At 69.4% G+C, this 14,577-nt stretch carries 13 protein-coding genes; 8 read left to right on the forward strand and 5 right to left on the reverse strand.

All coding sequences use genetic code 11. The features are described from left to right. Nucleotides 1-104: 104 nt before the first annotated feature. From OZ403_RS32810 to OZ403_RS32835, 6 genes are all read left to right on the forward strand, one after another. Nucleotides 105-1,040 (forward strand): proline racemase family protein, encoded by a 936-nt coding sequence (locus tag OZ403_RS32810; RefSeq protein WP_140857063.1) that lies wholly within the window; start codon nt 105-107, stop codon nt 1,038-1,040. Continuing rightward, nucleotides 1,037-2,173 carry an NAD(P)/FAD-dependent oxidoreductase gene (locus OZ403_RS32815; protein WP_268782610.1) on the forward strand — a complete coding sequence of 379 codons (1,137 nt, stop codon included), beginning with the start codon at nt 1,037-1,039 and terminating at the stop codon, nt 2,171-2,173. The genes OZ403_RS32810 and OZ403_RS32815 overlap by 4 nt, the downstream gene beginning before the upstream one ends. After that, complete coding sequence (locus tag OZ403_RS32820; RefSeq protein WP_140795183.1) at nt 2,166-2,435, forward strand: (2Fe-2S)-binding protein; 270 nt, start codon at nt 2,166-2,168, stop codon at nt 2,433-2,435. Before OZ403_RS32815 ends, OZ403_RS32820 begins: the two co-directional genes overlap by 8 nt. After that, nucleotides 2,428-3,705 (forward strand): NAD(P)/FAD-dependent oxidoreductase, encoded by a 1,278-nt coding sequence (locus OZ403_RS32825; RefSeq protein WP_268782611.1) that lies wholly within the window; start codon nt 2,428-2,430, stop codon nt 3,703-3,705. The genes OZ403_RS32820 and OZ403_RS32825 overlap by 8 nt, the downstream gene beginning before the upstream one ends. After that, on the forward strand, nt 3,702-4,592 hold the full coding sequence (locus tag OZ403_RS32830) for a dihydrodipicolinate synthase family protein (RefSeq protein WP_140795185.1): 891 nt from the start codon (nt 3,702-3,704) through the stop codon (nt 4,590-4,592). The genes OZ403_RS32825 and OZ403_RS32830 overlap by 4 nt, the downstream gene beginning before the upstream one ends. A gap of 70 nt (nt 4,593-4,662) precedes the next feature. Continuing rightward, nucleotides 4,663-6,237 carry an aldehyde dehydrogenase (NADP(+)) gene (locus tag OZ403_RS32835; protein ID WP_268782612.1) on the forward strand — a complete coding sequence of 525 codons (1,575 nt, stop codon included), beginning with the start codon at nt 4,663-4,665 and terminating at the stop codon, nt 6,235-6,237. Nucleotides 6,238-6,278: 41 nt separating this feature from the next. Here the strand turns inward: OZ403_RS32835 and OZ403_RS32840 are convergent, their stop codons facing one another. Beyond that, a complete protein-coding gene (locus tag OZ403_RS32840; RefSeq protein WP_268782613.1) occupies nt 6,279-8,519 on the reverse strand; it encodes a M9 family metallopeptidase in 2,241 nt (746 codons plus the stop codon). 137 nt (nt 8,520-8,656) lie between these two features. Between OZ403_RS32840 and OZ403_RS32845 the strand changes: the two genes are divergently transcribed. Continuing rightward, on the forward strand, nt 8,657-9,460 hold the full coding sequence (locus OZ403_RS32845) for an AraC family transcriptional regulator (protein WP_237077643.1): 804 nt from the start codon (nt 8,657-8,659) through the stop codon (nt 9,458-9,460). Nucleotides 9,461-9,510: 50 nt separating this feature from the next. Here OZ403_RS32845 and OZ403_RS32850 read toward each other — a convergent pair whose 3' ends face one another. Both OZ403_RS32850 and OZ403_RS32855 read right to left on the reverse strand, forming a co-directional pair. Next, complete coding sequence (locus OZ403_RS32850) at nt 9,511-10,458, reverse strand: hypothetical protein (RefSeq protein ID WP_268782614.1); 948 nt, start codon at nt 10,456-10,458, stop codon at nt 9,511-9,513. 119 nt (nt 10,459-10,577) lie between these two features. After that, entirely contained in the window at nt 10,578-11,033 is a 456-nt protein-coding gene (locus OZ403_RS32855) for a hypothetical protein (RefSeq protein ID WP_140795190.1), read from the reverse strand. 308 nt (nt 11,034-11,341) lie between these two features. Between OZ403_RS32855 and OZ403_RS32860 the strand changes: the two genes are divergently transcribed. After that, entirely contained in the window at nt 11,342-12,229 is an 888-nt protein-coding gene (locus OZ403_RS32860) for an RNA polymerase factor sigma-32 (RefSeq protein ID WP_268782615.1), read from the forward strand. Nucleotides 12,230-12,318: 89 nt separating this feature from the next. On the opposite strand, the gene OZ403_RS32865 is transcribed toward OZ403_RS32860, so the two are convergent. Next, complete coding sequence (locus OZ403_RS32865; protein ID WP_268782616.1) at nt 12,319-13,428, reverse strand: winged helix DNA-binding domain-containing protein; 1,110 nt, start codon at nt 13,426-13,428, stop codon at nt 12,319-12,321. 292 nt (nt 13,429-13,720) lie between these two features. Then, the gene (locus OZ403_RS32870; protein ID WP_268782617.1) at nt 13,721-14,545 is read right to left on the reverse strand and encodes an SDR family oxidoreductase; all 825 of its coding nucleotides are present in this window, start codon (nt 14,543-14,545) and stop codon (nt 13,721-13,723) included. Nucleotides 14,546-14,577 lie beyond the last annotated feature (32 nt).

Raw genomic sequence — 14,577 nt, forward strand, 5'->3', positions numbered from 1 at the left:
CATTTGCGTGATTGCCTCGCGAGTGCGGTCGAATCTCCCAAGAAACAGCGCCTCGGGACTCCTAGGGTGGCTCATGGGTGGCCCGGGTAGAGGGAGCGGTTCGCATGCGGCGCATTCGTGTCATCGACAGTCATACCGGGGGTGAGCCCACGCGCGTGGTGACGGACGGAGGCCCGGAGCTGGGAGCGGGCGACCTGGCGAGCCTGCGCGAGCGCTTCCGCGAGAAGTTCGACGCCTTTCGCAAGGCCATCGTCTGCGAGCCCCGTGGGTCCGACGTCATGGTGGGCGCGCTGCTGTGTCCGCCTGTCAGTGCGTCGAGCGTCGCCGGCATCATCTTCTTCAACAACGTCGGCTATCTCGGGATGTGCGGCCACGGGACCATCGGCGTGGTGAAGACGCTGGAGTACCTGGGGCGCATCGGTCCTGGCGTCCACTCGCTGGAGACTCCCGTTGGCGTGGTGAAGGCCACGCTGCATCCGGATGGGCGCGTCAGCATCGCCAATGTGCCGAGCTACCGATGGGCGCATGACGTGGCGGTGTCCGTGCCGGGACATGGCGAGGTGCGCGGCGACATCGCCTGGGGCGGCAACTGGTTCTTCCTCTCCCGCGCCACGCACCTGCCGCTGGAGCTGTCGCGGACTCCCGCGCTCCTGGCGTACACCTCCGCCATCAAGCAGGCGCTCTCGGACCAGGGCATCACCGGGGAGGGCGGCGCGGAGATCGACCACGTCGAGCTGTACGCCCCCTCTCCAACGCCGGGGGTGGATGCTCGCAACTTCGTGCTCTGTCCAGGGCTGGCCTATGACCGCTCGCCATGTGGCACCGGGACGAGCGCGAAGGTCGCGTGTCTGGCCGCCGAGGGTGTGCTCGCGGAAGGCGCGACGTGGGTGCAGGAGAGCATCCTCGGCAGTCGCTTCGAGGCGCGCTACGTCCGGGACGGTGCGCGCATCCTGCCCACCATCACCGGCACCGCGTCCGTCAACGCAGAGGCCACGTTGCTGGTGGAGCCGACGGACCCCTTTGCCTGGGGCATCGGATGAGCGCCTTCGACTGCGTCATCGTCGGCGGTGGCATCGTCGGCGCGGCGCTCGCGGATGTGCTCAGCGCCGACGGCGTGTCGGTGGCGCTCGTCGAGGCGCGGTCCATCGGTGCGGGGACGACGGCGTGCGGCATGGGCCACCTGGTGGCCATGGATGACAACGCGGCGGAGCTCGCGCTGACGTCGTGGTCCGTGTCGTTGTGGCGTGAACTCGCGGATGGATTGCCTCGCGCGGTGGAGTACGACGCGTGTGGCACCCTCTGGCTCGCCGCCGATGACGAGGAGATGGCCGCTGTCTCCGCGAAGGTGGCCAACTACCGCGCCGCGGGTGTCCGTGCCGAAGTGCTCGACAGCGCGGCGCTCCATGAGGCCGAGCCCGCGCTGGCTCCGGGACTCGTGGGGGCGCTGCGTGTCGTGGATGATGCCGTGCTGTATCCGCCGCTCGCCGCGCGGACCTTCGCGCTGCGTGCCCGGGCTCGAGGTGCGCGGCTGATGACGGGGTGTCCGGTTCGGGAGCTGCGCTCGGGAAGTGTCGTGCTCTCCAATGGGGAGGTGCTGACGGCACGGCATATCGTGCTCGCGGCGGGCGTGGCCAGTCCCACGCTCTGCCCTGGGCTGCCCATCTCTCCGCGCAAGGGACACCTGCTCATCACCCGGCGCGGGGCTCCCGTGGTGCATCACCAACTGGTGGAGCTGGGCTACCTCAAGAGCGCGCACGGCACGGACAGCGCTTCCGTGGCGTTCAATGCCCAGCCGCGTGTCACGGGGCAGCTCTTGCTGGGCTCGTCGCGACAGCCGGGCGATGCGACGCGCGAGGTGGACGCGGCGCTCCTGGAGCGCATGCTGAAGCGCGCGGCCAGGTTCCTTCCGGGGCTCGATGGATTGCAGGCACTGCGCGTCTGGACGGGGCTGCGTCCGGCGACACCCGATGGTCTGCCCTTGCTGGGGCCTCATCCGGAGAAGCCGTGGCTCTGGCTGGCTTGTGGCCATGAGGGGCTCGGTATCACCACCGCCACGGGCAGCGCGCGACTGGTGGCGGACCAGCTGCTCGGGCGCACCAGCGCCATCGATGTGCGTCCGTATTCACCCGCGCGCTTCCTGGCGGTGTCCTCTCGGGAGGTCGCTCATGCGTGAGCCCGCGTCGAAGGCCACCCCGCTCGTCACCCTGCGCATCAACGGACGTGCTGTCACGGTGCCGGTGGGAACGTCTGTCGCGGCTGCGCTGGCGATGACGGACCGCTTCGTCAGTCGCGCCGACTTGAGCGGGCGCCCCCGCGGGCCCCTCTGCGGAATGGGGGTCTGCTTTGAGTGCCGAGCCACCATCGATGGAGTGCCCGAGGTCCTCATGTGCCTGACGCCGTGCCGTGAGGACCAGGAGGTGGTGACCGATGCGTGAGGCCTGTGACCTCGTGGTCGTCGGCGCCGGACCTGGCGGACTCGCCGCCGCTTGCCGTGCGGCCGAGGCGGGGCTGGATGTGCTCGTCCTCGACGCCCAGCCCGAGCCCGGTGGTCAGGTCTGGAGAGGCGAGGCCCGAAAGGGCGCGAATCGCCTCGCGCGCCGGTGGCTCACCCGCTTCGCCGCGTCGGGCGCTCGCTTTCGTCCAGGCGCCCGCGTCGTCGCCGCGCCCCAGCCGGGAGTGCTCCTGGTCGAAGAGCGCTCCTCCTCGTTCGCGGTGCGCTACGGCCGCGCGGTGCTCGCCACCGGCGCACGCGAGCGCTTCCTCCCGTTCCCCGGTTGGACACTGCCGGGCGTGCTGGGCGTCAGCGGCCTCCAGGTGCTCGTAAAGGATGGCTTCCCCATTCGCGGCAAGCGCGTGGTGCTCGCCGGCACGGGCCCGCTGTTGCTCGCCGCCGCCGCGACGATTCACGCCCGCGGTGGCGAGGTCCTCTACATCGCCGAGCAAGCCTCCGCCGCGAGCCATTGGGGCTTCGCCCTCCAGCTCTGGCGACACCCGGCCAGGCTGCTCCAAGGCGCCTTGATGTCCGCGGCGCTCATCAGCGTGCCCACGTCCACGGACGCCTGGGTCATCGCCGCTGAAGGCGAGGGCCGGGTGGAGTCGGTGCGCCTGTCCGTGCGCGGTCGCGAGGAACAGCCGCGGTGCGACTACCTGGGCGCGGCCTACGGGCTCGTGCCCAATCTGGAAGTGGCCCGGATGCTGGGCTGTGAAACCTCGGCCAGCGCGGTGGTCGTGAACGAGCGCCTGGAGACGCGAGTCCCCAAGGTCCACGCCGTGGGCGAGCTGCTCGGCATCGGCGGCGTGGACCAGGCGCTCGTCACTGGAGAGCTGGCCGGACTCGCCGCCGCCGAGCAACCCATCCCCGTCGAGCTGGAGCACACCTGGCATCGCGTCCGCGCGTTCGCCGCCCAGCTCGCGCTGCATGACGCGCCACGCGCGGAGCTGCGACGACTGGCCACGCCCGACACGCTGCTGTGCCGCTGCGAGGACGTGCCCATGTCCGCGCTGGAGGGCTGTCAGAACCTCCGCGAGGCCCGGCTGTACGCCCGGCTGGGCATGGGCGCCTGCCAGGGCCGCACCTGCGGCACGGCGGCGCAAACCCTCTTCGGCTGGCCGGGCGAGGACGTGCGCCCACCGTGTCTTCCCGCGCGCATCGGCAGCCTGCGCCTTCCCTCGAACGTTTCCTCTACCCACACGAGAGAGTCATGAACCTCTGGACTGGTGTCCTCCCCGCTATCACCACCCCCTTCAACGCGGACCTGTCCGTCGACCACGGCGCGGTGCGCTCACACGTGCGCTGGCTGGTGTCGCAGGGCTGCACCGGCATCATCCCCTGCGGCTCACTGGGCGAGGGCGCGACGCTGAGCCAGGAGGAGAAGGTCGCGGTGATGCGCACGTGCGTGGACGCGGTGAAGGTGCCCGTCATCCCGGGCATCGCCGCCCTGTCCACGGCGGAGGCCGTGCGGCTGGCTCGCGCCGCGGAGGAGGCGGGCTGCGCCGGGCTGATGGTGTTGCCCCCGTATGTCTATTCCAGCGACTGGCGCGAGATGAAGGCCCACATATCCGCCGTCCTGCGCGCCACGAAGCTGCCGTGCCTGCTCTACAACAACCCCGTCGCCTACAAGACGGACTTCACCCCCGCCCAGCTCGCGGAGCTGGCCGCCGAGCATGACAATGCGGTCGCCGTGAAGGAGTCCTCCACCGACGCCCGTCGCGTCACCGCCATTCGCGCCCTCCTGGGAGACCGGCTGGCCGTGGGCGTGGGCGTGGACGACTGCCTCGTCGAGGGAGTGGACGCGGGCGCGCGCTTCTGGGTGGCGGGGCTGGTCAATGCGTTCCCCGCCGAGTCCGTGCGACTGTTCGAGCTGGCCCTCGCTGGAAAGAAGCAGGCCGCTTTCGAGTTGTACCGCTGGTTCCTGCCGCTCTTGCGCCTGGACACCGTCACCCGGTTCGTCCAGCTCATCAAGCTGGTGCAGCAGGAAGTCGGCTGGGGCCACGAGCGGGTGCGTGGACCTCGGCTGGAGCTGGCGGGTGCCGAGCGCGAGGAGTGTCTGCGCGTGCTGCGCGAGGCCCTGGCGAACCGGCCCGCGTTGTAGCGACCCGTCGCGAAGTGTCCTGTATCGAAGCTGGAGGGGCGATGGCCCCCTCCCGGAGTGAGGTCGCCGCATGAACTGGATGGGACTGTCCTTGATTGGCGCCGAACGCGGCGAGCCCGGTGGGCCGACGTTCACCGGCTGGAATCCCGCGGAGGGCGTGGCGCTCGAGCCTCGCTTCCACGGCGCGCGGCCCCAGGAGGTGGAGCGGGCCTGCGTGCTCGCGGAGCAGGCCGCCCCCACGCTCGCGGCGCTGCCCTCGCGTCAGCGCGCCGTGTTCCTGGAGCACATCGCCGAGGCGCTCCTCGCGGCGGAGGCGGACTTCCTCGCCGTGACGCCCAAGGAGACCGGACTTCCCCCCGCGCGCATCCAGGGAGAGCTGGGCCGCGCGGCCGGGCAGTTCCGTCAGTTCGCCCGGCTGCTGGAGGAAGGCAGTTGGGTGGATGCGCGCATCGACCGGGCCCTGCCCGAGCGCCGTCCCTTGCCGCGTCCGGACCTGCGCTCCGTGCTGCGCCCCGTGGGGCCGGTGGCCGTGTTCGGCGCGAGCAACTTCCCGCTCGCGTTCTCCGTCGCCGGAGGTGACACCGCATCCGCGCTAGCCGCGGGCTGTCCCGTCGTCGCCAAGGCCCATCCCGCGCACCCCGCGACGTCGGAGCGCGCGGGCCTGGCCATCCGCGAGGCCGTGGCGGCGTGTGGGCTGCCCGAAGGCGTGTTCTCGCTCCTGTTCGACGCGGGCACGGAGGTGGGCGCCTCGCTCGTGAGCCACCCCGCCATCCGCGCCGTCGGCTTCACGGGCTCTCGTGGCGGAGGACGCGCGCTGATGGCGCTGGCCGCCGCTCGGCCTGTTCCCATTCCCGTCTTCGCGGAGATGGGCTCCATCAACCCCATCTTCCTCCTGCCGGAGGCGCTGGCCGCCCGTCCCCAGGCGATGGCGGACGCGCTGGCCACGTCCATCCTCCAGGGCGCGGGCCAGTTCTGCACCTCGCCTGGCCTGCTCGTGGCGGTGGAGGGCCCGGGGTACGAGGTCTTCCGCGCGCGGCTCGCGGAGAAGCTGGGGGCCGCCTCGGCCGCGCCCATGTTGACGCCCGCCATCGCCGAGCGCTTTCGCGAGGGCGTGAGCCGTCTCGCCGCTCGCACGGACACGCGGACCTGTGCACGGGGTGAGTCGAAGGCCGCGCTGGGCGCTGCCGCGCTGTTCGAGGCGGAGGCCCGCGTGGTGCTCGCCGAGAGCGCGCTCACGGAAGAGGTGTTCGGAAGCTGCGCGGTGCTGACGGCGGCGCGTGACGCGGCGGAGCTGGTGCGCGTGGCGTCGAGGCTGGAAGGCCAGCTCACCGCGACGGTGATGATGGATGCGGGAGACACGGCGCTGGCCTCCGAGCTGCTCCCCACGTTGTCGGACCGCGTGGGGCGCGTGCTGATGAATGGTGTCCCCACGGGCGTGGAGGTCTGCCCGGCCATGGTGCATGGCGGTCCCTTTCCGGCCAGCTCGGATGGCCGCTTCACCGCCGTGGGCACGGGCGCCATCCGCCGCTTCGTGCGGCCGGTGTGCTTCCAGGATGTGCCGGACGCGCTGCTCCCGCCGGAGCTGCGCGAGGCGAATCCCCTGAACCTGTGGCGAACGGTGGAGGGGGTACTGAAGCGGGAGTGACTCCCGGGTGCCCCGTCTTCACCCGGGAGTCATCCCGGGCTTCACGGCGCCGCGTCGAAGCGGGACTCCAGCTTCACGCCCGCGAACGCCGCGCGGGACCTCACCATGGCGTAGTAGTAGACGCCGGTCAGCGGCGAGGGGATGTCCACCACCTCGTCGTTGCCGGCCAGATACGGCCGGTAGTCATACGCCGTCGTCGACGGCCACTGGTTGGCGCGGATGTAGAGGTCCGCGTTGCCCGTGCCGCCGCTCATCTGGAAGCGCAGGTTGCGCGCGCCGGCGGGCACCCAGAGGTAGAAGTACTGGATGTTGTTGCCGGCCAGCGGGCCCCGGTAGCAGCCATTGTCCAGCATCCGGGTGTCCGCGCCCGTGCACGGCGTGCCGTTGCCGGGCCCCGGGCCCGGGTCCGGATTCGCGCAGGTGCTCGGGTCGGTCGCGGTGGAGACGCAGTCAATCCACTGGTGGAACTCCGCGTCGTTCGCCGAGCCCAGGCTGTCCAGCGACGTGCGATACCCGGTGTAGTTCCCCGCGCGGAACTGGCCGACGAAGGTGTCCACCTGCGCCGGGTGGCGCTCGAACATGAAGCGCACCGCGAGGTAGCCCCAGTAGTACACGCGCTCGGTGCCACTGTTGTAGTCGTTGCGCAGAATCTGGCTGAGCTGGAAGCTCTTGCTGGTGCCCAGCTCCACCGCGGACGCGTTGTCGTCCTTCTTGGAGACGTACTCACCCAGCCCTTCAATCCACCAGATGGTGGGCTGGCTGATGCTGTCGCCGAAGTCGCCCTTCATGTTGAAGCGGCCATCCAGGTAGTGGACGTACTCGTGGCGCAGGTTCCAGATTTCGAACGTGGGCCGAACCCACTCCGCCTCATAGGCGATGAAGCGGGCCTGATTGCCGGACGCCGCCGGGTCTCCCTCCAGGTACATGCCGCCGTTGTTCGTGTCGATGCCGAACAGCGCGCCGGCATACGTCTGGTAGTCCAGGCTGCTGTCGAAGATGACCATCTCCAGCGACGTGTTGTTGTCACTGGCGACGGGCAGGCGGCCCGTCTTCAGCTTGTCGTGGAAGTAGGACTCCTGCGTGGCGAGCTGGCCGCAGCTCTGCGTGAGCTGCGTGGCCGTCATCTCCTGGGCGCGCATGCGCAGCGTGGCGCCGCAGTTGTGCGTCACGCGGAGCACCGCCTGCTCCAGCGTCCGCCGGAAGTCGCAGATGCCGTAATACGCGCAGTTGGCGCCGTCGTAGTAGTCGGCCATCTCCGCGGCGCCCACCCAGACGCCCGCGGTGGGGCCCGTCATCGAGTGGCTGGTGATGAGCGCCTTCACCTTGGGGCGCGTCTTCGTCTGCACCGTCCCCGGGTACTGGAGGAAGCGGGACAGCTCGCGGGCCGCGTTGACGGCGAGGTACTGGTTGTCGGTGCCCAGCAGGTGCTCGGTGCGCAGGCCGAAGGAGTCCAGCGAGTCGATGATGGACGGGTCCTGCTGTACGGCCGCCACGAAGTCGTCGTTGTAGTGGCCGCGGAACAGTCCGACGAAGACGTTGCTGGTGGCGCTGCGCATGTACCAGGAGGCCAGGGTGGTGTCGTTGAAGCGGTCCAGCAGGCCCTTGAAGGTGCCCAGGTGCCGCGCGTTCTCCCCTGCGCTGTCGATGAGCGTGACGAACTCCCGCAGCACCGCGCCGTGGTCGTCGTTGACGTCCCGGAAGTGGCTGTTGGCCACGAAGGCGGCCAGGGCCGGGCGGATGGCGTTGGCCAGCGCCGTGCCGTAGCTGCCCACGACGTCCGGGGCGTAGTACTGCACGTAGTACCCCGCGCGCAGGAACATGATGAGCTGGAGCGTCTGGCCATTGTTGTTGCCCCCGTAGCCTTGCGCGCTGGTGGTGAGCGCGTTGGCGATGGTGACCATCTTGCTCTCGATGAACACCTGCCGGGCGAGCGTGCCCGTGACGCTGAACAGCGTGTTGATGCACTCCGTCGAGGAGCCCTTCACCAGCGTGACGAGCGCCGTGCCGGTGGCGGCCCCGAAGGCCGCCGTGTCACACGCCAGCAGAGAGCGCTTCGGTGCGGGTGGGGTGAGGGCCTGACGCAGCTGCTCCGGGGAGACATCCGGCTGCCGCTCGTCGGGTTGGATGCGTTGGTGCGCGTGCTCCAGTCCATGGACGCGCTGAGCAGACTCGGCCGGGAGAGGACCTCCGGGACGGGCGTCCGCTCCGGGTGCGAACAGGGTGAGACAACAGATGGCGAGGACGATGTGACAGCGACACCAATCCGTGATTGGACTGCGCATGGCTTCGTGCTCCGCGAATGGGGGGGCTTGCCGCACGGTGTCGTCCGTTCCGAGTAACACCGACGTGGGTTTCACGCGGCTTTCAAGGTATTCGTGAGCACGTGTGACATTCTTGTGTCTTTCCCATGTGGGGACGAATGGAAACCACCAAAACGCGTGAAACCTTGGAGCACTGGCGGATGGGCTTCATGGGGCGGGTGGCGAATCCGCTGTTCGCGGAGGAGCTGTTCGACCGGGTGCCGGACATCGTCTTCTCGGTGAAGGACATCCGGGGGCGCTACGTGTGCATCAGCGAGGCGTGCGCGGAGCGCTGTGGCCTGAAGAGCAAGGCGGCGGCGGTGGGGCGCACGGCGCACGAGCTGTTCCCCCAGTACATGGCGGACCGGTACGTGCGACAGGACGAGAAGGTGTTCCGGACGGGGCGCGCGCTCGTGGACAACCTGGACCTGACGTTGTTCAACAACCGCAAGCCGGGCTGGTGTCTGACGAGCAAGGTGCCGCTGTTCGATGCCACGGGCGAGGTGATGGGGCTGGCGTGTCTGTCCAAGGACGTGCACGAGCCGGGGCGCGCGGGGCTGGTGGACGAGCGCTTCGCGGGGACCATCGATTACATCCAGGCGAACTATGGGGAGCGGCTGCGCATCGACTCGCTGGCGCGGCGGGCGGGGATGTCCGCGGCGCAGTTCGAGCGGCGGATGCGGCGCATCTTCCAGCTGTCGGCCGGGCAGTTCATCATGAAGACTCGCATCGACGAGGCGGCGGAGCGGCTGGTGGAGGATGCGCAGCCCATCGCCGCCATCGCCCTGGGGGTGGGGTTCTGCGACCAGAGCGCGCTGTCTCGCCAGTTCAAGCAGGTGACGGGGTTGAGCCCGCGACAGTACCGGCAGCTCGTCGTCGCCACGTCCGTGCCGGGAGCGTCACGGGGCAAGCGGGCTCGCTGAAGCCAGGCCACCGGCGTGAAGCTCTCGCCGGTGTAACCACAGCAACCCGCTTAGAACTGCCCCGCCCGAGCCTCGTCGAAGTCCACGCGGTGCTTCATGTACAGCGTGTCCAGCATGTGGTTGCTGATGGGGTTGGCATTCCCATCCGTGAACCGGTGCACCACCGCGCCCTTGCCCGCGTCCTTCAGAAAGGCCGTCGGGTCCACGCTCCCGCCCAGGCCCGTGAGCGTCGGCACCGGGTCCGCGTTGTTGACGTAGTGCACATACTTGGGCCCATCCACATACCGCGTGGACGCCGCGCCAAACGTTTCCACGCTCAGCTTGCCCAGCGTCTTCTCCACCTGCGCCTGGGACATGCCGTCCTCGATGCGCAGCCGCTTCGCCACGTCATCCAGCGCCCGCGCGGTGATGAGGCCGCCCTGGCTGTAGCCCATGAGGTGCACCTCACGGCCCGCCTTCAACTCGCTGTAGAGCGTGTCCGCCAGTGTATCCACCGCGGGGTTGCGACCCTTGTCCAGCTTGTCCGCCACACACTGCGCCAGGTCCGCCACCAGGCCCTGCGTCGCGTTGTGGATGCCCACCACCTTCGCGTCCGCCGTCTCCGCGATGGCTTGCATCTCACTCAGCTGCCCCGACGTCGGCGTCATGATGCCGTTGACGTAGAGAATCGTCTTCGACGGGTTCGGGTTGTCCAACGGCGTCACGCCCGGGACATCCTTCAGCGGCGTGCCGGGCGGAAACGTCCGCCCCTTGGCCCCCACGAACTTCCCGTCATTCATCCGGTCCGGCTTCGCATCCCCGCCGAAGATGCGCTTCAGCTCGTTCACATGCGCGGCCTGGAAGACGTCCTTGCCCATCTCGATGAAGCGGGGCACGTCGGCGATGCCGCCCTTGATGGCGTCCACCACCCCGCCCACCAGGGAGTTCTTCGGAGCCGCCGTGGGTGCCTTCACAGTCGTAGGGGTGACGGCGCTGCGGCTGCGGTCGATGGGGCTCACGAGGACCTCCTGCCCGGTGGGGACGGGTGTTCTCCCCATCTTCTCGAAGTCCCAGAGGGAAGTTGCGTCCTCCCACTTCGCGCGAGTCGATCCATACGGAGGGCACGCGACATGCCGCGTCAATGCGGCACGGGCGGTGAGGGCTCACCCGTTTCGGGGCAGTGGTGGTTCAGCGTCTGCTCCGCCTGCTCGCGATGGAGGCGCCGCGTGGCCGTCTCCTCCTCTTCCGTCCGCTGGCGCCGCTTCACCAGGCCCTGCGTCTCATCCACGAACCAGAACACCACCCGGAAGAAAGCCGCGATGACGGTGATGAGCAGCGTGGACAGCACCCAGCTGAGCACGTAGCCCGGCCAGCCGCCCACCGTCACCCGGATGACGTTCGTCCCCGTGAGGGGCACCAGGACGAACGCCACGTAGTGCGACACGCAATAGGGGCACGACACCAGATAGCCCAGCCACGAGTCCTTGCCCCCCAGCCGCGCGCGCAGCGACGCGAAGATGCGCTCCCGGGACAGCGTCTGCGACACACCCATCACCACGGCGGAAACGGCGAAGAGCTGGAAGAGGTCCCCCATCCCGCCAAGGTGGCGATGACGCGCCGGGCAAGAAACAGCGGGTCTCCGTGAAGGGCCCCGCCCGCTCCCCCTGCCTGCCCCCCGGCGCCAACGGCCGCGTTGGCCAGTCAACGTTCGGAAGAGACTTCCGTGGGGCTGGCTGTAAAAACGACCGATTACCGCCCTTATGCACGGGCCGCTTTGAATGCAAACCCCTGGATTCACTTGGAAACGGTGGTGCCACCCCTTGGCACGCGGGTCGCAAAGGGCAACCCCCCGTAGCGGCATCGCGGTCCCCCAACCAGATCTCTTTTTCCCCGAGAGACACCATGCAGGCTTCCAACTCCTTCTCCTCCCCTGATTCGCTCTCCACCTACCTGTCGGAGATCAACCAGTACCCGCTGCTCACCCAGCCGCAGGAGCAGGAGCTGTCGAAGCGCTTCCGCGCGGGAGACCTGGCCGCGGGCCACCAGTTGGTGACGGCGAACCTCCGCTTCGTGGTGAAGGTGGCCTACGAGTACCGCTCCTACGGCCTGAAGATGTCGGACCTCATCCAGGAGGCGAACATCGGCCTGATGAAGGCCGTGCAGAAGTTCGACCCGGACAAGGGCATCCGCCTCATCTCCTACGCCGTCTGGTGGATTCGCGCGTACATCCAGAACTGCATCCTGAAGAACTGGAGCCTGGTGAAGCTGGGCACCACGCAGGCGCAGCGCCGCCTCTTCTTCAGCCTGGCCCGCACGCGCCGCGAGCTGGAGAAGATGGGCGCCGGCGACGCGAACGTCGTCAACGCCGAGGAGATTGCGCGCAAGCTGAACGTGAAGGCCTCCGAGGTGCGCGAGATGGAGCAGCGCATGGGTGGACGGGACCTGTCCCTGGACGCGCCCATGGGCGAGGACGGCGACGCCACGCACCTGGACTTCGTGGAGTCCGATTCCGCCTCCGCGGTGGACGAGGTCGCCGACCGGCAGCAGGCCAACCTCACTCGCGAGCTCGTGCAGCGCGCCCTGCGCCGCCTGGACCCGCGCGAGCGCTTCATCATCGAGCAGCGCGTCATGGGTGACGCGGAGATGACGCTCAGCGAGCTGGGCGAGCACTTCGGCTTCTCCCGTGAGCGCGCCCGTCAGCTGGAGATTCGCGCGAAGGACAAGCTCAAGCTCGCGCTGGCCACGCTGATGGCCGAGGCCGGCGTCGACGAGAGCACGCTCAACGCCTGAGCCTCACACCTTCCTGGGGAAGACGACGGCGCTCCAGCCCGGCCCGGCTGGAGCGCCGCCTCCCCGCACCGGCTCGACATGGAGCGGGCTCACCCCACCCGCTCGAAGCGAATGTCGGCGTGCTGGACGTCCGCGGCGGCGAAGGCGAGCAGCCGCGCGCCCTCGTCGGTCAGCGCGCTGCGGTCCTCACGCGACAGCCGCGCGAAGGGCGTGATGCTCAAGGTCGCGGTGCCGCGGGCGCGTTCAATGCGCCAGGTTCCTCGAACGAAGCCATCGACGAGGATGGTGGCGCGCACGATGCCGTTGATGGTGAAGACACGCTTGCGGGCGGCATCGGAGATGATGCGCGTGCGGTCCGCGTGGGCCAGCAGCACGCTGTCGAACTCGGACAGGAAGCGGATGGGCGCGGGCGTGTCCGGGTCGGGCCTCCGGGCATCGGGGGTGTCGAACAGCTCGACGCCGTGCTCGTCACGGAAGGCGCGCAGTCCAGGCCTCAACCGCTCCAGGACAGCGCCCATGCGTGACAGGCCCGACCAGGCCTGCAGGTCCTTGGCGCTCGCGGGGCCAAACGCGGCGAGGTAGCGCATCACCAGCGCGTCTGGCGGCGCGGCGGGCTCGAAGCGCTGGCCGAGCCAGGACTCGGCGGTGGCGTACACCATCCGCTCGCCATGGCCCCACGTTCCACAGGGTGGCACCACGACGAGCGGCTCCAGGCTCGAGAAGCCCATGCTCAGGGCGCTCGCATCATGGCCGGGCCACCTCTCCTGGAGCCGCTGGCCCAGCTCGCCCCGGGGACTGGGACGTGCCTCCAGCAGCGCCCGTCCCTCCGCCACCAGCGCCTGAGCCTCCACGCCCGCCAACTGCTTGCCATGGGAGGAGTGCTTCAGCCCCCTGTCCAGCGCGGGTTGCAGCACGGGACGCAGCGCGAGGCAGTCTCGCGCGGTCACCAGGTGCAACGTCCCGCGCATCATCCCGGCGCGCACCACCTGACGCTCGGTGATGAGCCGGGTCAGCGACTCTTGCTGGAAGCCGTCCAGCCGCGTCCACAATGCGCCGTAGGGAGAATGGGTGGCCTGGGCTTGAAGCCCCACCAGGTGCTCCAGTGCATCCACCACGCCCGCCCGGGAGCGCTGCAACAGCCACTGACGCTGGAGCAGGGCCCGGTTGAGGGCCCGCTGCCCCAGGACCCGGGCCGGCACGCTCCGCCGCCGCGAGGAGGCACGGACAGGCGGCGCGCTTCCGGATTCCTTCGTGGGTGAAGGCACTGGACTCAGCACCCCTTCCCTCCGTGCCTTGCTGGAGCGTCCACGTTTGACACCCACGGGGACGAGCATCGGCAACATCATCAAGAAGGGAATCATGTCGGGTGGCACCTGGGGGTGGGATGCGAACGCCCCTGGGTCGGGAGAACCCAAGGGGCTTCGTGGACGCCATCCTGCGACCCGCCCCTGACAGTCCTATGTCAGGAATGTGCATTCCGCCGGGCCCGGCTCAGCGCCGCGACATGCCGTGGAGCGCCATCACGATGTGCTCGAAGGTGCTCCCGGGCAGCAGGCGCTTCGACACCAGGCCGACGCGCTGCGACAGGTGCCCCACGGAGTAGCGCACATCCACGCGCTGCCGCTCCATCAGGGCCAGGAGCTTCCGGGCGACCTGCTCGGGAGGAACGCCCGTGCCTTCTCCTGACTCCACCAGGTTCATGACGCGCTCGAAGGCCTCCTGGTAGGCGGACCCGGGACCGGATTGCCGGGCGCGCTGCCGGTACTCGCGCACGCGCGTGAGGACATCCCCGGGCTGCAGCAGCGTGGCCTCGATGCCGAAGGCGGCGACTTCCTGCCGGAGGCTCTCCGTCATCCCCTCCAGGGCGAACTTGCTGGCGCTGTAGAGCCCCTGGAAGGGAAGCCCGGCGGCGCCGCCCATGGAGCTGATGTTGACGATGAGGCCCGACCGCTGCGCGCGCATCGTGGGCAGCACCGCCCGGCAGACGCGCAGCACGCCGAAGAAGTTGGTGTCCATCTGCCGCTGGGCTTCTTCGACGGACACGTCCTCCACGGCGCCGGCCATCACGAAGCCCGCGCAGTTCACCACCACATCGAGCCGGCCCTCGGCCGCGAGCACCGACGCCACCGCGCGCTGAACGGAATCCTCATCCGTGACGTCCAACACGGCCATCCGGTGGTGGGCACCATCCGCGCGGGGATGGCGGCTGGTACCATGGACGGCGTGGCCATGAGCCCCCAGGAGCTCCGCGCAGGCCTGACCGATTCCAGAGGATGCGCCAGTGATGAGGACCACCTTGCGTCGCGACTTGCTCATGCGTGTTCCCGCCCAGGCTCGTGACGAGCATC

This window comes from Myxococcus sp. NMCA1 (genome assembly GCF_026810205.1).
GTDB classification, from domain to species: domain Bacteria; phylum Myxococcota; class Myxococcia; order Myxococcales; family Myxococcaceae; genus Myxococcus; species Myxococcus xanthus_A.

What these genes read in the sequence shown, in the direction of transcription:
- OZ403_RS32810 (WP_140857063.1), top strand. Translation starts at nt 105, where the DNA reads ATGCGGCGCATTCGTGTCATCGACAGTCATACCGGGGGTGAGCCCACG.
- OZ403_RS32815 (WP_268782610.1), top strand. Translation starts at nt 1,037, where the DNA reads ATGAGCGCCTTCGACTGCGTCATCGTCGGCGGTGGCATCGTCGGCGCG.
- OZ403_RS32820 (WP_140795183.1), top strand. Translation starts at nt 2,166, where the DNA reads ATGCGTGAGCCCGCGTCGAAGGCCACCCCGCTCGTCACCCTGCGCATC.
- OZ403_RS32825 (WP_268782611.1), top strand. Translation starts at nt 2,428, where the DNA reads ATGCGTGAGGCCTGTGACCTCGTGGTCGTCGGCGCCGGACCTGGCGGA.
- OZ403_RS32830 (WP_140795185.1), top strand. Translation starts at nt 3,702, where the DNA reads ATGAACCTCTGGACTGGTGTCCTCCCCGCTATCACCACCCCCTTCAAC.
- OZ403_RS32835 (WP_268782612.1), top strand. Translation starts at nt 4,663, where the DNA reads ATGAACTGGATGGGACTGTCCTTGATTGGCGCCGAACGCGGCGAGCCC.
- OZ403_RS32840 (WP_268782613.1), bottom strand. Translation starts at nt 8,519, where the DNA reads ATGCGCAGTCCAATCACGGATTGGTGTCGCTGTCACATCGTCCTCGCC.
- OZ403_RS32845 (WP_237077643.1), top strand. Translation starts at nt 8,657, where the DNA reads ATGGAAACCACCAAAACGCGTGAAACCTTGGAGCACTGGCGGATGGGC.
- OZ403_RS32855 (WP_140795190.1), bottom strand. Translation starts at nt 11,033, where the DNA reads ATGGGGGACCTCTTCCAGCTCTTCGCCGTTTCCGCCGTGGTGATGGGT.
- OZ403_RS32860 (WP_268782615.1), top strand. Translation starts at nt 11,342, where the DNA reads ATGCAGGCTTCCAACTCCTTCTCCTCCCCTGATTCGCTCTCCACCTAC.
- OZ403_RS32870 (WP_268782617.1), bottom strand. Translation starts at nt 14,545, where the DNA reads ATGAGCAAGTCGCGACGCAAGGTGGTCCTCATCACTGGCGCATCCTCT.